Origin of the sequence: Rubrilithobacter danxiaensis (genome assembly GCF_047272945.1) — a bacterium.
Taxonomy (GTDB): Bacteria; Bacteroidota; Bacteroidia; order Sphingobacteriales; family Sphingobacteriaceae; genus Rubrolithibacter; species Rubrolithibacter danxiaensis.
On the sequence record NZ_JBKOPS010000017.1, the window covers coordinates 1 to 19297 of the forward strand.

18 protein-coding genes are annotated in these 19297 nt (G+C 39.9%); 14 read left to right on the forward strand and 4 right to left on the reverse strand.

What is annotated here, in order from left to right:
- On the forward strand, positions 1-3036 hold a 3036-nt coding region (locus ACLCDL_RS16650), incomplete at its 5' end, for a tandem-95 repeat protein (RefSeq protein ID WP_423149542.1).
- A gap of 2 nt (positions 3037-3038) precedes the next feature.
- Complete coding sequence (locus ACLCDL_RS16655; RefSeq protein WP_423149543.1) at positions 3039-3968, forward strand: PorP/SprF family type IX secretion system membrane protein; 930 nt, start codon at positions 3039-3041, stop codon at positions 3966-3968.
- A 4-nt stretch (positions 3969-3972) separates the two neighbouring features.
- On the opposite strand, the gene ACLCDL_RS16660 is transcribed toward ACLCDL_RS16655, so the two are convergent.
- Positions 3973-4593 carry a polysaccharide deacetylase family protein gene (locus tag ACLCDL_RS16660; protein ID WP_423149544.1) on the reverse strand — a complete coding sequence of 207 codons (621 nt, stop codon included), beginning with the start codon at positions 4591-4593 and terminating at the stop codon, positions 3973-3975.
- A 96-nt stretch (positions 4594-4689) separates the two neighbouring features.
- Between ACLCDL_RS16660 and ACLCDL_RS16665 the strand changes: the two genes are divergently transcribed.
- From ACLCDL_RS16665 to ACLCDL_RS16685, 5 genes are read left to right on the forward strand one after another with little or no spacing between them, the layout of a single operon-like run.
- The gene (locus ACLCDL_RS16665; RefSeq protein ID WP_423149545.1) at positions 4690-6150 is read left to right on the forward strand and encodes a TolC family protein; all 1461 of its coding nucleotides are present in this window, start codon (positions 4690-4692) and stop codon (positions 6148-6150) included.
- 13 nt (positions 6151-6163) lie between these two features.
- Positions 6164-7519 carry an efflux RND transporter periplasmic adaptor subunit gene (locus tag ACLCDL_RS16670; RefSeq protein WP_423149546.1) on the forward strand — a complete coding sequence of 452 codons (1356 nt, stop codon included), beginning with the start codon at positions 6164-6166 and terminating at the stop codon, positions 7517-7519.
- A 54-nt stretch (positions 7520-7573) separates the two neighbouring features.
- Positions 7574-8584, forward strand: coding sequence for an NAD(P)H-dependent glycerol-3-phosphate dehydrogenase (locus ACLCDL_RS16675; RefSeq protein ID WP_423149547.1), 1011 nt, complete (start codon positions 7574-7576; stop codon positions 8582-8584).
- A 54-nt stretch (positions 8585-8638) separates the two neighbouring features.
- Complete coding sequence (locus tag ACLCDL_RS16680; RefSeq protein WP_423149548.1) at positions 8639-8914, forward strand: hypothetical protein; 276 nt, start codon at positions 8639-8641, stop codon at positions 8912-8914.
- 4 nt (positions 8915-8918) lie between these two features.
- Positions 8919-9284, forward strand: coding sequence for a hypothetical protein (locus ACLCDL_RS16685; protein WP_423149549.1), 366 nt, complete (start codon positions 8919-8921; stop codon positions 9282-9284).
- Between the two features lie 38 nt (positions 9285-9322).
- Here ACLCDL_RS16685 and ACLCDL_RS16690 read toward each other — a convergent pair whose 3' ends face one another.
- Both ACLCDL_RS16690 and ACLCDL_RS16695 read right to left on the reverse strand, forming a co-directional pair.
- Positions 9323-11152 (reverse strand): DEAD/DEAH box helicase, encoded by a 1830-nt coding sequence (locus tag ACLCDL_RS16690; protein WP_423149550.1) that lies wholly within the window; start codon positions 11150-11152, stop codon positions 9323-9325.
- Positions 11153-11265: 113 nt separating this feature from the next.
- Positions 11266-11733, reverse strand: a complete 468-nt coding sequence (locus ACLCDL_RS16695; RefSeq protein ID WP_423149551.1) for a DUF4293 domain-containing protein — start codon at positions 11731-11733, stop codon at positions 11266-11268.
- A gap of 80 nt (positions 11734-11813) precedes the next feature.
- Here ACLCDL_RS16695 and truA point away from each other — a divergent pair, with 80 nt between their 5' ends.
- The 6 genes from truA (at position 11814) to ACLCDL_RS16725 (ending at position 17768) form a co-directional block, all read left to right on the forward strand.
- Positions 11814-12599 carry a tRNA pseudouridine(38-40) synthase TruA gene (gene truA / locus ACLCDL_RS16700; protein ID WP_423149552.1) on the forward strand — a complete coding sequence of 262 codons (786 nt, stop codon included), beginning with the start codon at positions 11814-11816 and terminating at the stop codon, positions 12597-12599.
- Between the two features lie 13 nt (positions 12600-12612).
- Positions 12613-14415 (forward strand): ABC transporter ATP-binding protein, encoded by a 1803-nt coding sequence (locus ACLCDL_RS16705; protein WP_423149553.1) that lies wholly within the window; start codon positions 12613-12615, stop codon positions 14413-14415.
- A 44-nt stretch (positions 14416-14459) separates the two neighbouring features.
- Complete coding sequence (gene dctA / locus ACLCDL_RS16710) at positions 14460-15698, forward strand: C4-dicarboxylate transporter DctA (protein ID WP_423149554.1); 1239 nt, start codon at positions 14460-14462, stop codon at positions 15696-15698.
- A gap of 107 nt (positions 15699-15805) precedes the next feature.
- Positions 15806-16678 carry a succinate--CoA ligase subunit alpha gene (gene sucD / locus ACLCDL_RS16715; protein WP_423149555.1) on the forward strand — a complete coding sequence of 291 codons (873 nt, stop codon included), beginning with the start codon at positions 15806-15808 and terminating at the stop codon, positions 16676-16678.
- Between the two features lie 181 nt (positions 16679-16859).
- Positions 16860-17333, forward strand: a complete 474-nt coding sequence (locus ACLCDL_RS16720; protein WP_423149556.1) for a methionine-R-sulfoxide reductase — start codon at positions 16860-16862, stop codon at positions 17331-17333.
- A 78-nt stretch (positions 17334-17411) separates the two neighbouring features.
- Positions 17412-17768, forward strand: coding sequence for a septal ring lytic transglycosylase RlpA family protein (locus ACLCDL_RS16725; protein WP_423149557.1), 357 nt, complete (start codon positions 17412-17414; stop codon positions 17766-17768).
- Positions 17769-17773: 5 nt separating this feature from the next.
- Here ACLCDL_RS16725 and ACLCDL_RS16730 read toward each other — a convergent pair whose 3' ends face one another.
- The gene (locus ACLCDL_RS16730; RefSeq protein WP_423149558.1) at positions 17774-18724 is read right to left on the reverse strand and encodes an NADP-dependent oxidoreductase; all 951 of its coding nucleotides are present in this window, start codon (positions 18722-18724) and stop codon (positions 17774-17776) included.
- 121 nt (positions 18725-18845) lie between these two features.
- Between ACLCDL_RS16730 and ACLCDL_RS16735 the strand changes: the two genes are divergently transcribed.
- The gene (locus ACLCDL_RS16735; protein ID WP_423149559.1) at positions 18846-19250 is read left to right on the forward strand and encodes a DoxX family protein; all 405 of its coding nucleotides are present in this window, start codon (positions 18846-18848) and stop codon (positions 19248-19250) included.
- Positions 19251-19297 lie beyond the last annotated feature (47 nt).

Here is a 19297-nt window from a genome sequence, read left to right on the forward strand (position 1 = left end):
ACAGCAACAGACCTGACCACCCCGCCAACAGCAACCACAGCAGCCACCACAGGCAGTGCAGCAGGTACCTATGCGATCACGGCAGCAGGGGGAGTATCGGCTAACTACGACTTCACGTATACAGCAGGAACGCTGACCATCGGCAAAGCTACCTTAGCAGTAACAGCAGACGACCAGAGCAGGACCTACGGATCAGCCAACCCGGCCTTAACGGTAAGTTACAGCGGCTTTGTAAACGGGGATACAGCAACAGACCTGACCACCCCGCCGACAGCAACCACAGCAGCCACCACAGGCAGTGCAGCAGGTACCTATGCGATCACGGCAGCAGGGGGAGTATCGTCTAACTACGATTTCACGTATACAGCAGGAACGCTGACGATCGGCAAAGCTACCTTAGCAGTAACAGCAGAGGACAAGAGCAGGACCTACGGATCAGCTAATCCGGCCTTAACGGTAAGCTACACTGGCTTTGTAAACGGGGATACAGCAACAGACCTGACCACAGCACCAACAGCAACCACAGCAGCCACCACAGGCAGCGCAGCCGGTACCTATGCAATCACGGCAGCAGGGGGAGCATCGGCTAACTACGACTTCACGTATACAGCAGGAACGCTGACGATAGGCAAGGCTACCTTAACAGTAACAGCAGTAGATGAAAGCAAGACGTATGATGCTACTAATTATACCGGAGGTAATGGAGTTACTTATGATGGCTTTGTCAATTCGGAAACAGTAGCAGCACTAAATGGTACTTTATCTTATACAGGAACATCACAGGGCGCAAAGAATATAGGTAACTATGTAATTATCCCTGGAGGCTATTCTTCAAATAATTATTTAATCAGTTACGTTAATGGCCATCTTGAAATCACTCCTAAAGTATTAACAGTTACATTGACTGGCTCTGTAAATAAAGATTACGACGGGAATGCAAATGCAACTTTAACTTCATCAAACTATATTCTAAAAGGAGTTATTGATGGTGACCGAGTTACTCTTAAAAGTCCTGTTGAAGGCATTTACAACAATAAAAATGTTGGGACATCTAAAAGTGTAACAGTAAACGGAATAAGTATTGAGGGTACTGATGCAACTAATTATATCTTAGCATCAACTACAATCAGCAATACAGTAGGAAGTATCAATCTGATAGCAAACAATGCAGCAGTTACTACAAATGAAGATGTTGCAATTAATAATCGGTTATCTGCAAGCGATGTTGACAATATTACGTATAGTAAAAATCAGGGCCCGTCACATGGAACTTTAGTGATTAATGCTGATGGAAGCTATGTTTACACCCCGTATGCAAATTATAATGGAACGGATCAATTTACTTATACAGTAAAAATTGGCACTTCAATTAGTAATACGGCAACTGTTAACATTACAATTGTGGCTGTAAATGATCCTCCGGTAGCTGTAAATGATTTTGTGGTGCTGGATGAAGATGCTAAAGTGTTCTTCAATGTTCTTTCAAATGATACGGATGAGGATGGAACAATTGATGCCGGAAGTGTTAATATTGTAAGAGCCCCTGTACACGGAAAAATAACTGTTAACGATGCAGGTACAGTAAGTTACGTTCCTTCCGAAAACTTCAATGGTTCTGATACTTTCCAATATACAGTAAAAGATAATGAAGGAGCTCTTTCTAATATAGCAACAGTCAGCTTAACAATTAACCCGGTTAACGATAACCCTGTTGCTCCCGGGGGAGAATCTCCAGGAGAAAATAATCTGCTTAAAACAATTGTAATGCAGCAGAATACCTCTATAAAGGGAAATGTACCGGCTACCGACCCAGATGGAGATAAACTCGGCTATCAAACTTCTGTAAAACCAGCCCATGGCGCTCTGGTCATTGATACAGATGGAGGATTTACTTATACTCCTGCTACCGGATATAGTGGTGAGGACGCGTTTCTGATTAAGATAGATGACGGAAACGGTGGAACTATTCTGATGAAATTTGAAGTTACTATCAAATCAGTTAATACTGCTCCCGTGGCTGCTAATGACACATACATTGTTAAACAAAATGATCAACTTAGCGGAAACATACTGGATAATGATACAGATGCAGATTTTGATGGTTTAGTTGCAAGTACAGTGAGTGGGCCTTCACATGGTAAACTAACACTTAAGGCGGATGGAACCTTTACTTATAATCCGGATAAGGGCTACAGTGGCAGCGATAAGTTTACCTATAAAGCTTGCGATAAAAACCCTGCAATATTATGCAGCAATATCGCAACAGTAACAATAACAGTAAAGCCGGTACCTGTTCTAGGTTTGGCAAAGGCGGCTTCAGAACCTAAACTTGAAGCCAATGGAAGCTATACTGTTTCGTATAAGATAACTGTTAAGAACTTAGGAAAATTAGCGTTGACGGATGTAGAAATTAAGGATGATCTTGTTAAAACTTTCCCGGCTCCTATGCAATTCTCCATTCTTGGAAATGTAAAAGCTACAGGAAAACTTGAAGCTAATTCATCTTATAACGGAAGATCTGTAACTGACCTGTTATCAGGTAACAGTACTTTAGATATTGGAAAATCTGATACTGTTTCTTTCACTGTTAATATCATTCCAAACAAAAACTTTGGCATATTTAATAACGTGGCACTTGGTTCGGCAGAATGTTCAGACAATCAAAAAACAACTGATATCTCAACAAATGGCTCTAATCCAGATCCTGATAATGACACAAGTCCAGAGGAACGCATTCCGACACCAGTTGTTTTGAAAAATACAACCATTTATATTCCTGGCGGATTTTCTCCGAATAATGATGGGGTAAATGATAAGTTTGTCATAGAGAACATAGGTAACGACAGGATAAGTCTTGAAATTTACAATCGTTGGGGAAATATGGTGTATAAAAATCCGAATTACAAGAACGAATGGGAAGGAAGAACTAACCAGGGAATACGTGTAGGAGAGGATTTACCTGACGGAACTTATTATTATATTGTAATAGTCAATGGTAAAACTAAGTTTGCAAGCTTCCTTACTATAAAGAGATAGAGATGGGTAAAATATTTGTAATCATTCAATTGCTAATATGCATGGGGACCTGCGTTTTTGCACAGCAGGATCCCATGTATTCACAGTATATGTTTAATACGTTAGCTGTAAACCCAGCCTATGCGGGAAGCAGAAATGTTTTAAGTGCAACAGCATTGTACCGGAGTCAATGGGTAGGTATGGAAGGTGCTCCCCAAACCCAAACCTTGTCTTTTGATACTTCGCTTCCCGACAAGAATGTAGGTTTAGGCGTACAGGTTTTTAATGATAAAATCGGTATTACAAAAACTACCGGGGCATTTGCATCCTATGCTTACCGGATCAGAATGGAAACATCCACACTGGCATTTGGTTTGCAGGCCGGAATTTCAAATTATCGGGCAGATTATACGAGTGTCCCTTTAAACGAAAGTACGCCTGATGTCGCTTTCAGCCAGAATGTTAATGCATTCCTGCCTAATTTCGGAGCAGGGGTTTATTTCAATTCCGACAAGTTTTATGTCGGCCTTTCTGCTCCCCATATCTTAAATAACAGGCTCAATAACGGTTCTGAAACTATACAGACCAACGGATTGGTTGCAAGGCAGTACCTTCATCTCTTTTTAATGACAGGATATGTTTTTGATATGGGAGAAAATGTGAAGTTAAAACCCTCCGTACTTGTAAAGGGAGTTCAGGGGGCCCCCGTTCAGGTAGATGCCAATGCTAATCTTTGGATAAACGATGTAATTTCTGTTGGTGCTTCTTACAGGCATAAATCTGATATGTCGGCAATGTTTGAAATGCAGGTTACTCCACAGATACGCCTGGGGTATTCGTACGACAGAAGTATTACCCGCCTGGTGAATTACAACTCAGGCAGTCATGAAATTATGCTGCGTTACGAATTCGGGTTTGACGACGAGAGGATACTTGCTCCGCGATATTTTTAACATTTTACAGCGTACGGAAAGTATATCCTTTATCTTTCCAGTATTGAATTGCTCTGGGCAAAGCATATTCAATTCTGGGTTTTGCTTTCAAGCTGTCGTGGAAAACAACAATGGCCCCGTTCCCTGTTTTCCTGATAACATTCGACAGGCATTTTTCGGGGCTCAGACTTACATCAAAATCGCCGCTTAATACATCCCACATAATAATTTTAAGATCAGGAATAGACGAAAGGAGTGTCTTTATCTGTGATTTTTTTATTCTTCCGTAGGGGGGCCTGAAAAGGTGGGAATTTACAAGTTGGTGGCATTTTAAAATATTATCTATATACTCTCCGTCTTCTGTAGTCCAACCTTTTAAATGGTTATAGGTATGGTTTCCAACACGATGGCCTTCGTTATTAATTGATGAAAATATTTCTGGATGTTTCCTTATATTATCGCCAATACAAAAAAAGGTAGCTTTTATATCAAAACTTTTTAATGTTTCAAGAACAAAAGGTGTAACAATAGGTATAGGCCCGTCGTCAAAGGTAAGATAAATGGATTTTTCAGTTCTTGATTTATTCCAGGTCAGCGAGGATGGATATAGTAAACGAAGCCAGAACGGAGTTTTTACCAGGTACATTAAAAAAGATTAAATTGCAAAAGTACATGAAGTATCAGAACTGAGCTGATAATTCAAATTTAAATATTATAATAGCTTGAAATATCGTCATTTAAGATGAAGAAATATAATCGGTCCCTTTGTTCTTTTCAATATACTCTAAAAAGCCTTACTCTCCTGTCGCTTTTTTCATTAGCATGCCTAACGGTAAAAGGGCAGGATAAAGTTACTTTGCAGCAAGCAGTAGAGAATGTAATTCAAAATAATCTTCAGATTAAGCAGGCCCAGTTAAATGAGTCGTTGAGTGAGCAAAATTTACGTGAATCAAAACTGGCACTTTTACCTACTTTAAATTCAAACAGTAATCTGAATTTTAATTTCGGGCGCAGTGTTGACCCCTTTTCTTATCAATTTGTTAATCAGCAGATCACATCTATCAATGGTAGCGTTTTTTCGGGACTCACCTTGTTTCAGGGCGGACAAAAAATAAACCAGATAGCACAGAATAAATATTTGCTCGAAGCCGATAAAAGCAATACCAAAAAGGTAAGAAATGATTTGGTTTTATCTGTTGTAACTACTTATCTGACAGTTTTAAATAACCGTGACCTTCTTTCTGCAGCTAAACAGCAGCTGGATATATCACGTCAGCAGTTAGACCGGGAGCAAAAGCAGTTTGATGTAGGTAATAAGACGCTTGCGGATCTATCTCAGGCAAAATCGCAGGTTGCTACAGCAGAATTTAATGTAACTGATGCTCAGAATCAGTTGGATATATCCTATTTGAGTCTGGCTCAATTAATGGAAAGAGATCCGGCCCAGGAATTTGAAGTGGTAGCACCTTTAGTAGATGAAGTTGGGCAGGTAAATTCTGCTTATTCAGCTGCCGAAGTTTTTACCAAAGCGGTTCAGAATTATCCGGATATAAAACTTGCCGAATACGAGCGGCTTGCAGCTGATAAAGCTGTAAAAGTAGCAAGGGGGAGCTTGTATCCACGGTTAGAATTTCAGGGAAGTTTGGGCTCTGGCTATTCGTCAAACAGACAACGGGTTCTGCAATCGGTTCCAACTGGTGTAAATAATCCCATAGGTTTTGTAGAAGGCACAAACCAGAGGGTACTTACACCCGGTTTTAACACTGTAACAGAAATAACTCCATTCCGATCTCAATTAAATGAAAACTTTAATCAAACAATTGGTTTTAGTTTAAGCATTCCAATATTTAACGGACTAAGTTCAAGAATTGCTGTAAGCAGAGCAAAGATTCGTTATCAGAATGCCCAAATTGCTGAGCAGCTGGCAAAAAATAACTTAAACAAGGTGATTAGCCAGGCAGTATTGGATTTAAAAGCAGCTGAGAAACGCTATTATTCTGCTCAAAGTGCTTTTGAATCCTCACAAAGTGCTTTCAGAGTAATAGAACAGCGATATAACGTTGGACTTGTAAATTCTTTAGATTTTAATCAATCTCAAACAAACTTAAATCAGGCGCAATTCAAGTTGATACAGGCTAAGTATGACCTTATCTTCAGAAGCAAGGTTATAGATTTTTACCTGGGCAATCCATTAACATTTTAATTTTAGCTTTTATATGGCAAAGAAAAAAAATACGCTTTTATATGTACTCGGCGCAGCAGTTGTTTTAGTAATAATTGCAATTGCAGGAAACAAGCTGGGATGGTTTGGAAATGGAGACATTCCTGAAGTAGTAACAGAAAAGGTTGAAAAAAGAACCATCATTGAAACCGTTTCTGCGAGCGGTAAGGTACAGCCGGAAGTAGAAGTAAAGTTAAGTTCGGAAGTATCAGGAGAAATTGTGGAACTTTTGGTTAAGGAAGGGGAAGTTGTAAAGAAAGGCCAGCTACTGTGTAAGGTAAAGCCGGACATTCTGCAATCGGGTTACAACAGGGCCGTTGCATCCTTAAATAGTCAGAAAGCTGCTTTGTCTGGAGCGCAGCAACAGCTTAAGCAGGCAGAAGCAAATTTTAAGAATACTGAAGCCAGTTTTAAACGCAGTTCTGAACTATACAAGCAAAAGGTTATATCTGCGGCCGAGTTTGATGCTGCTAAGGCAGAATACTACAGTGCCAAGGCTAATCTGGAATCTGTACGGCAGAACGTGATTGGTGCAAAATACGGTATCGATCAATCTGAGGCCGTAGTTAAGGAAGCTGCCGACAATTTGAGTCGTACGACTATTTATGCGCCTGTTGATGGTGTGGTTTCAAAATTATCAGTAGAGTTGGGTGAACGGGTAGTTGGAACTGCTCAAATGGCCGGAACCGAAATTATGCGCATATCCAACCTTAATACAATGGAAGTAAGCGTAGATGTAAATGAAAGTGATATTAACAGGGTTTCATTGAATGATCCGGCGGAAATAGAAATTGATGCATTTTTAGGCAAGAAGTTTAAAGGAACGGTAACTGAGATTGCAAGCTCGGCAAATGTGGCTGGTGCAAGTGCCGACCAGGTAACAAATTTTACAGTAAAAGTCAGGATATTGCCGGAATCATATGAATCTCTGATGCGTACCAAATCAGCCAATCCTTCGCCTTTTCGTCCGGGATTATCTGCCACTGTTGATATTCAAACACAAAAAGCAAGCGGATTAGCGGTGCCTATACAATCTGTAACTACACGGGAAGAGGAAAAGCCAAAAGATGATATGGACAAACCTGCCGCTGAATCAGAAAATAAAAAAGAAGACAAAGCTGCTGATGAACCAGTTAAAGAATATGTGTTTGTGTATAAAGATGGCAAGGTGAAACAGGTTGAGGTTAAAACCGGCATACAGGACGATGTGAATATTGAAGTTTTATCAGGACTAAAAGCTGGAGAGGAAGTAGTTTCAAGGCCTTTTACCGCCATATCAAAAACATTAAAAGACGGCATGCAGGTTAAAAAGGTTAGTAAAGACAAACTATTCCAGGGCGAGAAAAAGTAATTCTCCATCAAAATAGTTAACTTGGCCTTCTCAAATAAGAATTGTTAAGGCCTGATGATGGAGCTATCAATAAGAAAGATTGCTGTTATAGGAGGAGGAAGCTGGGCTACTGCTTTAGTCAAAATTTTATGCGATAACCAGCAGGAAAAAAAAGTTTTATGGTGGATGCGTAATGCGGAAGCCGTAGAGCATATCCGCAAATACAGGCATAACCCTAATTATTTAAGCTCTGTAGAAATAAAAGTTCCTGAAGAAAGTATTAGTAATTGCCTGCATACAACCATTGCGGAAGCCGATACCTTATTGCTTTGTGTTCCTGCTGCCTTCTTAAAATGCGCTTTTGCTGAAATTGACGCAGAGAAATTAAGAGGCAAAAAAATAATTTCTGCTATAAAAGGTATCGTTCCTGATGAAAATCTCATCATCGGGGAATTTTTGAACAGGAACTATCATATCCCATTGGAGGATATTTTAGTGATAAGCGGTCCATGCCATGCTGAAGAAGTTGCTTTAGAAAAGTTGTCTTATCTTACTATTGCTTCACCCAATATTCCCTTAGCCGAATGTTTTTCCGGTTTGATCACTTCCCGGTATATAAAAACAAATATTTCAGATGATATTTATGGAACAGAGTATGCGGCAGTTCTAAAAAATGTATATGCCGTGGCCAGCGGAATTTGTCATGGAGTTGGTTTTGGTGATAATTTTCAGGCAGTACTTATTTCAAATGCAGTTCGCGAGATGGAGCGATTTGTTGCTGCTGTACATCCCATTAGTCGAGATATTAAAGAATCGGCATACCTCGGAGATTTGCTGGTTACCGCTTATTCTCAGTTTAGCAGGAACCGAACCTTTGGAAATATGATCGGGAAAGGATATACTGTTAAGTCGGCACAATTAGAGATGAATATGATAGCAGAAGGTTATTATGCTTCTAATTGTATTCACCAAATCAATAAGATATATAAGGTTCCAATGCCTATCTCAAGGGCCGTTTACGCAATTTTATATGAGAAACATTCTCCTCATATTGAAATGCGGCTATTAACAGAACAGCTTTCCTGAAAGATTAAATAAAACTACAACGCTTCCCTTTTTGTTAAGTAAGAAAATTTACTTATGAAAAACTTAGCAAGTATAATTGGAATTGCTGCAGGCGCAGCTGCTGTAACGGCCATTTTATATTATAAACGGAATGAGGTTTCGAGAGTAGCAGGTAATGTTCTTGATTCGGCCAAAGACCTTGGAAACAAACTGGCAACTTATGGTAATCAAATTAAGGATAAACTGCTTCATAATGTTCATGGACCGCATGGAGAACCTGTTTATTTAGATATGTACGATCAGCAATTTTACGAAAACGAAGAAGGTAAACGTGTGTATTTAGAAAGTTGAGAACATGAAGAAAGTGATCTTTTTGGGAATGGCTGTTTTTTTAATGAGTTTTTGGTCATTAAGTTATGGCCAGGACCGAAGCGACAGCTTACAGAATAATAATGATACCTCATCTATCGGGCAGGATTTGAAGAGGGCAGGAAAATCAACGGGGCAAGCTATAAAGAAAGCAGCAAAAGAAGTTGGACAGGAAACTTCAGAAGCAGCTGCTAAAGGTTTTGCCGAAGTTACAGATAATGTTTATAAAGGAAAACAAGGCCCTAACGGTGAACGTATTTACATTGATAAATATGACCATACTTATTTTATCAACCAGAAAGGAAAGAAGGTTTATATAAGTAAGGAAAAGTTGAAGGATAAGGCTGAATAATAAAAAAAGCTGCAGGGTTTCTGCAGCTTTTTTACGTTTTAGTACTTTCTTCTACGGTTTCCGCTATCGCTTCCGCTGCTTCTTTCTTCACGGCGTTTGCCCGAAAAGTCTCTGAAGCCGCCGCTGCGCTCACGTGAATTGCCGTTTCTTTCGCGATAACCGCTGCTGTTCCCTCTTTCACGGGAACCACCGCTTCTGTATCCGCTGCGATTATCCCCACCACGGTCACGGCTTCCACCATCACGATCTCCTGCAATTTCTACCCGGACACTGCGTCCCTGAAAATCCACCGACTTAAAGTTTTGCTGAATTTGATCTACTACAGCGTTTTCAACTTCAAAGAAAGTGTATACTCCTTTTAAGTCGATTTTGCCAATAGATTTACCGCTGATTCTGGCATTGTTACAGATAAATCCAAGCATATCGCCTCGGGTAAAATCATCAACAGAACCCAGATTTATAAATAAGCGGGTGTAATCGCTTTTATATCCTGAACGGCTGAATTTTTCTCCGCTACGCTCTGAACTTCGTTCTTCGTAAGCAGGAGCATTCAGATCGGGAGCATTTTTATAATAATCAAGGAAACGGTTAAATTCAAGAGAAGCAAAGCGTTTTATCACCTCTTCTTTGTCCAGATCCTTAAATTCTTCCATAATTCTTGGAATGTACTGCTCAATCTGGTCTGCGTTTACTTCCACATTGTGTACACGATGAATCAGTCCGAATAATTGTTTTTCACAAACATCAAAGCCAGAAGGAATTTCAACTTTTGTGAATTTTTTTCCAATTACCCGTTCTATCTGGCGAATTTTTCCAATTTCTTTTGAATTGATAATGGCAATAGAAACGCCTGATTTTCCTGCACGGGCAGTACGCCCGCTTCGGTGCGTGTAATTTTCAATCTCATCAGGTAGTGAATAGTTAATAACGTGAGTTACATCATTAACATCAATTCCCCGGGCAGCAACATCGGTTGCTATAAGCAGCTGAAGGCTCCGTTCGCGGTAGCGCTTCATTACTTTGTCGCGTTGCTGCTGAGAAAGATCGCCATGAAGAGAATCGGCATTGTAGCCGTCTTTAATCAGGGCTTCAGCTATTTCCTGCGTTTCAATTTTTGTACGGCAGAAAACAATTCCAAAAATATCCGGATTAAAATCTACAATACGTTTAAAGGCTGCATATTTATCACGTGCTTTAACTACATAATACTCGTGATCGATATTTGCGTTACCTGTGTTTTTGGTGCCCATGGTAAGTTCCTGCGGATCATGCATATATTTTTTTGCAATCCGCCGTACTTCGGCAGGCATGGTAGCTGAAAACAACCAGGTTTTTTTGTCTTCGGGGGTAGTTGACAGAATATTGTCAATGTCTTCCTGGAAACCCATGTTCAGCATTTCGTCTGCTTCATCCAGCACAACGTAACGAACATCAGAAAAATCAATCGCTTTGCGGTTGATGATGTCGAGCATGCGTCCTGGTGTAGCCACAACTATTTGTACACCCCGTTTTATCTGGCGTAACTGATCGGAAATACTTGCGCCACCATAAACTGCTACAATATGTACGTTATTTAAGTTTTTGGCGTAGTTTTTCAGATCATTTGTGATCTGTAAACAAAGTTCGCGGGTAGGGCAAAGCACTAAAGCTTGCGGATGATTTTCAGTAAAATCAAGTAATTCTAATAACGGGAGGCCAAAGGAGGCAGTTTTTCCCGTTCCGGTTTGGGCTAATCCGACAAAATCGTTGCTGCCTGAAAGTAATACCGGGATTGCTTGTTCCTGGATTGGCGTAGGATTTTCAAATCCTAATTCAGTGATGGCATTAACAATATCATGACGGATACCCAATTGACTAAATGGGTTCATGATAATATATAAAATCCGGCCTTATTGCCGGAGCGGGGCAAAGATACGCTTTTTTTGTTGGATTTGAAGTTTTGAAGCCTTTTGCGAATTAATTTACCATTGCCTGACTTCAGTTAACGTAAACGGTCGGCAGATTTGATCAGTTTCTCATCTCTACGGATTCCTCGGAGAGCCAGGATAATGAAGAGTATTCCTAAAGAGGGGAGAATGATGCCCAATCCGTAATTCTGCAACTGAAGTGTAACTCCGCCAATAACTTCTTTGGTTGTTTGTACAAGCCAGAAACTGAATCCTAAAATCAGAAGAATAGCTACATAAGACAGGGCAATTTGTTTTTTCCTGTCTTTATAGAAGAAAATTATTACAAACGGTATAAGTCCCAGAATAACTGTAGCAATGGTTAACCCTAAAAAAGGCTGGGTTTGTACAACCTGACCATTCAGGTTTTCATAAACGCCTGTAACTTTAATGGCCTTCGCCGTGCCATAGGCATTTAAAACCTGCACATAAGGAAACAGCAATAAAGCAAATAGAGATACTGTTGCGAAAAATAGCCAGACAGTTTGAATACGTTGAAGCATGTTGATGGAAATTACAGTGCAAATATAGAAAAGTGTTGCAGGCTAAAAAGATTTTCGTATGCGATAGTTAACTTTGGTGCTTGAAAAAAAAACAGCGATATTTTTTAGAACTTTCTTACAAGGGAACAGCGTATCACGGATGGCAGGTTCAGCCGAATGCTGTTACTGTGCAGGAGGTTCTTGAAAATGCGTTATGTACGGTGTTCAGGCAGCAAATAGAAACAGTTGGATGCGGCAGAACCGATACAGGAGTGCATGCGAAACAGTTTTATGCTCATTTTGACCTGGAAGAGTTTGCAGGGGAGATGGACAAATCAAAAGTGCAGAGCTTGAATGCAGTACTTCCTAAAGATATTGCTGTTCATCGCATAATTGAAGTTGAGGAAGATGCTCATGCACGTTTTGACGCCACAGAACGATCGTATGAATATCATATACATTTTCAGAAAGATCCTTTTAAGCAGGATTATTCGTGGCTATTGAGGGATGTACCCGATCTGGAGGCCATGAATGAAGCTGCTTCTGTAATTTTGGAATATCGGGATTTCAGCTGTTTCAGTAAATCAAATACACAGGTTTTTACAAATAATTGTTTGGTTTCTGAAGCGGTATGGAGAAGAACAGATTCAGGTATTGTATTTCGTATTACAGCAGATCGGTTTTTGAGAAACATGGTACGGGCAATTGTTGGAACATTAATCCCGATAGGAAGAGGTGATTTTAAACCGGAAGGCATACGAAATATTATAGAAAGTAAAAACCGCAGTAACGCCGGCACTTCAGTGCCTGCCTGCGGATTATATTTAACACGTATTTTGTATCCTTATATTGATGTTGAAAAGGAAAGTTCGGAACAGGAATTTTAAATAAAAGTTTAGTATGGCAGAAGTAACAGGTAAAGCCTTCGATATACGATTGCTTAACAGAATAATGAAGTATGTAAAGCCATACCGCGGGCTTTTCATTGCTGCGGCGTTTTTAACCATTCTTCTGGCTGTCATCTCGCTTGCACAACCCCTCTTAATGCAGCAGGCAGTAGATGAATTTATACTGGATAATAATATGCAGGGTTTAACACAGCTTACTATTCTCATGATTGTTTTGCTGCTCGTGCAAACCGTTTTACAGTATTTTCAAACTTTTTCAACCAATACGCTGGGGCAATCCGTAATCAGAGACCTTCGCATACATGTATTCAACCACATCAGTAGATTAAAACTTAAATTTTTTGACCGAACTCCTATTGGCGTACTTATTACCAGGACAGTGTCAGACCTGGAAACTGTGGCAGATATATTTTCAGAGGGCTTGATTTCTATTTTAGGCGATTTGCTGCTGGTAATAGGCATAGTTTCTTATATGGTTTTGCAGGACTGGAAGTTAACCCTGGTAACTTTAATTCCGATGCCTTTACTGATACTTTCAACATATATTTTTAAAGAAGCGATAAAATCTTCCTTTCAGGAAGTACGGACCCAGGTAGCGCAGTTAAATACCTTTTTGCAGGAGCATATTTCAGGAATGGCTATTATCCAGTACTTTGCCCGTGAAAACCAGGAGATGCGAAAGTTTAAACAGGTAAACCAAAAACACCGCGACGCTCATATTCGCTCAAACTGGTATTATTCAATCTTTTTTCCGGTAGTGGAAATCATTTCGGCTATGTCTTTAGGACTTTTGGTTTGGTATGGCTCTAAAAGAGTATTGACAGATCAGCAGTTGTCAGAAATTTCTGCTTCTTCTGCAGGTGTTACGCCGGGACTGATCGTATCTTTTATCTTTTTAATAAACATGCTTTTTCGCCCGATTCGCCAACTGGCAGATAAGTTCAATACGCTCCAGATGGGGATGGTAGGTGCCGAACGAATATTCAGAGTGCTCGATACTCCGGAAACAGAAGCTAATTCAGGAAAGCTGATGTCGACAACCATGGAGGGAGAAATTGAATTTAAAGACGTTTGGTTTGCTTACAATGATGAAAACTGGGTATTGAAAAATATTTCTTTTACGGTTAAAGCGGGAGAAACACTGGCGCTGGTTGGGGCTACAGGTGCGGGTAAATCTTCCACCATTAATATTCTTAACCGGTTTTATGAGATAGGGAAGGGTTCCGTTAAGATTGACGAGGTTGATATAAGAGAATATGAACTTGATTACCTGCGATCGCAGATTGCAACGGTAATACAGGATGTGTTCTTGTTTTCAGGGTCTATTGCCAATAACATCAGTTTAAATAATACTGAAATAACCCGCGAAAAACTTATTGAAGCTGCAAAGGAAGTTGGAGCGCATGAATTCATTGAGCGTTTACCTCATGGCTACGATTACGACGTAATGGAAAGAGGTTCAACACTTTCTGCCGGGCAGGCACAGCTAATTTCCTTTATCCGGGCCCTGGTTTACAACCCCAAAATCCTGGTTCTTGACGAAGCAACATCATCTGTTGATACAGAAACTGAACTTCTTATTCAACGATCAATTGAGAAATTGATGCGTGGAAGAACTTCCATTGTTATTGCCCATCGTTTATCTACCATTCAAAATGCAGATAAAATCATTGTTCTGGATCATGGTGAAATCAAAGAGGTAGGAACACATCAGGATCTGCTAAAGTTGAACGGTTATTATAAACGGCTTTATGATCTTCAGTTCAATTCAGAGGGTATCGCTAAAACTGCCTGACCTTTTGCCTGAAATATATTGAGCAAAAGAAGTATTATTGAATAATGAAGCGAGTAATCTCTCACCTTTCGTTCCAGGTGCTTATTGCCATAGTATCCGGTATCTTAGTTGGTATTAACTTTCCCGGATTTGCGCCTGCTGCGAAAGTTATCAGTCAGCTTTTTATTAACATGATCACTATGTTGATAGCTCCTATTATCTTTTTAACTATCGTTTTAGGAATTTCGAAAGCAGGAGACATGAAAAAAGTTGGACGTGTTGGAGGAAAAGCTCTGCTTTATTTTGAAGTAGTCACCACCCTTGCTATTGTTATCGGTCTTGTTGTCGCCAATGTTATCGGTCCGGGCCGAAATGTAAATATCAATGTACAGGCCAATACTTCGTCTGTAAAACAATATACAGAAAACGCTTCTGAAATAAACTGGACAGACTTTGTGTTGCATATTGTTCCGAAAAATGCCATGGAAGCATTTGCAGAAGGAGAGATACTGCAGGTATTGTTCTTTGCAATCTTGTTTGGTTTCGGGCTGTCAAAAATGGGAGAAAGCGGGCAATCGCTGATCTCAACCTTTGAGAAGATTTCCAAGGTTCTCTTCAACATTATGAAGTTTATTATGAAGCTGGCACCTTTCGGAGCATTTGGCGGGATGGCATTTACTATCGGAACCTATGGTCTGCAAACGCTAATTCCGATGGGAAAATTGATGCTTTCGGTATACATTACCATGGCACTGTTTATTTTTGTTGTTTTAAATGCAATATGCCGTCTTTACAGGTTTAGCCTGTGGCAGTATCTGAAATATATCCGGCAGGAAATACTGATTGTTCTTGGAACTTCCTCCTCCGAATCGGTTTTGCCGAGTATGATGGAAAAAATGGAACGGTTCGGCTGTTCTAAATCTGTAGTGGGACTTGTAATTCCTACGGGATATTCCTTCAACCTGGATGGAACCTCTATTTATCTTTCGATGGCTACTATTTTTCTTGCCCAGGTTTTTAATGTTAATCTTTCTCTGATACAGGAAATAACAATTATTGGCGTATTAATGATCACATCTAAAGGCGCTGCGGGAGTAACCGGAAGCGGATTTATTGTGCTGGCAACTACGCTTTCTGCTTTAAAAGTAGTTCCTGTTGAAGGAATTGCAATTTTACTGGGAGTAGACCGGTTTATGTCTGAAGCCCGGGCAATAACAAACATGATAGGCAACGGAATTGCTACCATTGTAATTGCTAAAAGCGAAAAAGAGTTTGTAAGCACCCCTGAACACACCGGTGTATAATAGTACCAATTAAACGATTCAATTAAATCTTCCCATTGTATCTTTTTATTGAATTAGTTTGAGATTCCTCTCGATTGTTTTAGTTTTGCGAAACTAAAATCCGACTAATGAGCGTACTCGTAAATAAAGATTCAAAGGTTATCGTTCAGGGCTTCACCGGTAACGAAGGAACTTACCATGCTTCCCAGATGATTGAATACGGAACACAGGTTGTAGGTGGTGTTACTCCCGGAAAAGGAGGCCAAACTCACCTTGATCGTCCGGTTTTCAATACTGTACAGGATGCTGTTGATAAAACAGGAGCAAATGTTTCCATTATTTTCGTTCCGCCCGCTTTTGCTGCCGATGCAATTATGGAAGCAGCGGAAGCAGGAATTAAGGTAATAGTTTGTATAACAGAAGGTATTCCTACAAAGGATATGATTCAGGTAAAGGAATATATCAAAGATAAAGACACCCGTTTAATTGGCCCTAACTGCCCGGGAATTATAACTGCTGATGAAGCTAAAATTGGTATCATGCCAGGTTTTATCTTCAAAAAGGGAAAAGTTGGAGTAGTTTCTAAATCAGGAACATTAACTTACGAAGCGGTAGATCAGGTGGTGAAAGCCGGCTTGGGAATAACAACAGCGATCGGAATTGGAGGAGACCCTATTATTGGGACTCCAACAGTTGAAGCTGTTAAGTTACTGATGAATGACCCGGAAACAGAGGGAATAATCATGATAGGAGAAATTGGTGGCGGAATGGAAGCAGAAGCAGCCCGTTGGATTAAAGATAACGGAACAAAGCCGGTTGTAGGGTTTATTGCCGGACAAACTGCACCTGCAGGTCGTAGAATGGGTCATGCCGGAGCGATTGTAGGTGGCGCTGATGATACAGCGGCTGCAAAAATGAAGATCATGCGTGAGTGTGGAATTCGCGTTGTAGAGTCGCCTGCTGAAATTGGTGCAGCAATGGCTGAAGAATTAAGTAAATAACTTAAATATTACTGAAAATTGAGATCCCGCCTTTTCTGAAAAAGCCGGGATTTTTTTATGACCTGATTTGGTATTTGAATCAGAGATACATGATAATCAGTTAAATGTCAGATATTATATTTTACGCATTGAAGAATCTAAAACAGTAAAAAAAATCGTATGTTGATTAAAATGATTGTCGATGAAGAATTTAATGATACTGTTTGCCACTCTTCTGCTGTTTAACTTAACGGCGTGTGCACAAAAACAGGATAAAAAGGAAATTAAGGAAATTAAAAAGGCAGAGAAAATGAACTGGAACAAATTAACACCGGAAGAAGAACGGGTAATAGTAAATAAAGGAACAGAATATCCCGGTACGGGGAAATTATTAAATAACAAGGAAAAAGGAACTTACGTTTGTAAACGTTGTAATGCTCCTTTGTACACGTCGGATAGTAAATTCGAATCTCATTGCGGATGGCCAAGTTTTGATGATGAGATTGATGGTGCTGTAAAACGCGTTCCGGATGCGGATGGGCTGCGTACCGAAATTGTATGTGCTAATTGCGGTGCTCATTTAGGCCACGTATTTCTGGGTGAAGGCTTTACGCCTAAAAATACACGCCATTGTGTAAATTCCATTTCTATGAACTTTATTCCCGCAAAAGGCTAAGATGTTTCAATCTTTAATTTACAGGAGCGGCTTTGGAAAGAGCCGCTTTTTTGTTTGAAGTTTTCTTATTTTAGAAAAATGAATTTTCGCGTACTTGTTCTTGTTATCCTGGCGATGTTATTTATCAGTTCCTGTTCTTCTAAAATTACGGAAACCGGAAAAGCTTCATTTTATGCCAGTAAGTTTAATGGCCGACGAACTTCGAGCGGCGAGAAGTTCAGAAGTTCTAAACGTACGGCAGCTCATCGTACCCTGCCATTCGGGACAAAAGTAAAAGTAACCAATCTGAAGAATGGAAAATCGGTAAAAGTACGTATAAACGACAGAGGCCCTTTTGTAGCAGGGCGAATTATTGACCTTTCGCGAAAAGCGGCCCGCAAAATAGATATGATTAATGCAGGTGTAGTTTCAGTGAAAATTCAGTATAAGAAGTAACAGGATTATTCCTGTTCAACTGTTATAACTAATTTTCCTCTTGTTTTACCGGTTTCAATTTGTTTGTGCGCTTCTGCAATATCTTCAAATGCGAATTCTTTTGATACAAAAGGCTTCATTTTACCTGAGTCAAGAAGTAGAGCAAGTTCATCCATGTCTGCCCCGTTTGATTGTACCAGGTAAGGGAACGCTGTAATCCCTTTCCCTTCCGCTTCGTTTTTTACATCTTCTGTTATTCCGCCTGCTATTGCAATTAATCTTCCGCCTGGTTTTAAAACTTTTAACGAACGGGCAGAAATATCTCCTCCAACTGCATCAAACACAAAATCTATATCACTAAGTGCTTCTTCAAAACGAATGTTGGTATAATCAAGTGCTTCATCAGCTCCAAGATCAAGAACAAAATCTTTGTTTGCTGCAGAGGAAGTTCCAATAACATAAGCTCCTAATGTTTTTGCTATTTGTACAGCAAAATGGCCAACTCCTCCGGCAGCAGCATGTATTAATACCTTTTCTCCTGCCTGCACTTTGGCCTGATGAACTAACACCTGGAATGCCGTTAAGGCCGCTAAAGAAGATGCTGCAGCCTGCTGGTGTGTAACTGTAACAGGTTTCAGCGCAAGCTGATTGGCAGGAGCGGCAACAAATTCAGCATATGCCTTGGCGTGGCCGGGAAAGTTCACCATTCCAAAAACCTGGTCACCAATTTCAAATTTTGCAACGTCTTTTCCGGCACTTACAACTTCTCCCGAAATATCCCAGCCTAAAATAAGTGGAGAATGGTCTTTTAAGGAAGCATATAACGCTTTACCCGACCGTGTTTTTATATCTACCGGATTTATGCTTACCGCTTTTACTTTTACAAGTACTTCGTTGAATTCTGCTTCTGGTACAGCAATTTCTGCTGTTTTTAAGTTGTCGGCCTCACCGGCTTGCTCTAAAATTATGGCTTTCATTTAAGGTAAGAGTATAAGTTGCTTTTCTTGTTTTTTATTAGTGGTTAACTATCGGTCAATACTATTTTAAAACATTAACTATAAAAAATAGTTGAAAGATTTGTTTAATGAAAAGTTAATTATGAGGAACTTTTTCTTTTCCGCCTCTCCATTTTATAACCTTCCCGGCTTATTTATTTTACGCCTGATTGCCGGGGCGACCATGCTTACTCACGGTTATCCTAAACTACAGAATTTACTTGCAGGGAATTTTGAGTTTGCCGATCCCTTTGGAGTAGGAGTTAAAATTTCGCTTTATTTTGCTGTGTTTGCTGAAGTAATGTGCAGTATATTGATTTGCCTGGGGCTGATGACCCGCCTGGCAGTTATACCATTAATTATTATGATGGCGGTTGCCTGTTTTATAATAAATAAAGCAGAGCCGTTTGCCGCAAAGGAACTGTCTTTTTTATATATGGGAATGTATCTTACCTTATTTTTTACCGGCCCGGGAAAGTTTTCACTCGACCGGTTTTTTATGAAATAACATAAACAAAAAAATCCCGGCGAAGCCGGGATCTGGAGCCTGTTAAT

Bases quoted from the DNA above. Each gene is read 5' to 3' on its own strand.
- ACLCDL_RS16655 (WP_423149543.1), top strand. From the start codon at position 3,039: ATGGGTAAAATATTTGTAATCATTCAATTGCTAATATGCATGGGGACC.
- ACLCDL_RS16660 (WP_423149544.1), bottom strand. From the start codon at position 4,593: ATGTACCTGGTAAAAACTCCGTTCTGGCTTCGTTTACTATATCCATCC.
- ACLCDL_RS16665 (WP_423149545.1), top strand. From the start codon at position 4,690: ATGAAGAAATATAATCGGTCCCTTTGTTCTTTTCAATATACTCTAAAA.
- ACLCDL_RS16670 (WP_423149546.1), top strand. From the start codon at position 6,164: ATGGCAAAGAAAAAAAATACGCTTTTATATGTACTCGGCGCAGCAGTT.
- ACLCDL_RS16675 (WP_423149547.1), top strand. From the start codon at position 7,574: ATGATGGAGCTATCAATAAGAAAGATTGCTGTTATAGGAGGAGGAAGC.
- ACLCDL_RS16680 (WP_423149548.1), top strand. From the start codon at position 8,639: ATGAAAAACTTAGCAAGTATAATTGGAATTGCTGCAGGCGCAGCTGCT.
- ACLCDL_RS16685 (WP_423149549.1), top strand. From the start codon at position 8,919: ATGAAGAAAGTGATCTTTTTGGGAATGGCTGTTTTTTTAATGAGTTTT.
- ACLCDL_RS16690 (WP_423149550.1), bottom strand. From the start codon at position 11,152: ATGAACCCATTTAGTCAATTGGGTATCCGTCATGATATTGTTAATGCC.
- ACLCDL_RS16695 (WP_423149551.1), bottom strand. From the start codon at position 11,733: ATGCTTCAACGTATTCAAACTGTCTGGCTATTTTTCGCAACAGTATCT.
- ACLCDL_RS16705 (WP_423149553.1), top strand. From the start codon at position 12,613: ATGGCAGAAGTAACAGGTAAAGCCTTCGATATACGATTGCTTAACAGA.
- dctA (WP_423149554.1), top strand. From the start codon at position 14,460: ATGAAGCGAGTAATCTCTCACCTTTCGTTCCAGGTGCTTATTGCCATA.
- sucD (WP_423149555.1), top strand. From the start codon at position 15,806: ATGAGCGTACTCGTAAATAAAGATTCAAAGGTTATCGTTCAGGGCTTC.
- ACLCDL_RS16720 (WP_423149556.1), top strand. From the start codon at position 16,860: ATGAAGAATTTAATGATACTGTTTGCCACTCTTCTGCTGTTTAACTTA.
- ACLCDL_RS16725 (WP_423149557.1), top strand. From the start codon at position 17,412: ATGAATTTTCGCGTACTTGTTCTTGTTATCCTGGCGATGTTATTTATC.
- ACLCDL_RS16730 (WP_423149558.1), bottom strand. From the start codon at position 18,724: ATGAAAGCCATAATTTTAGAGCAAGCCGGTGAGGCCGACAACTTAAAA.
- ACLCDL_RS16735 (WP_423149559.1), top strand. From the start codon at position 18,846: ATGAGGAACTTTTTCTTTTCCGCCTCTCCATTTTATAACCTTCCCGGC.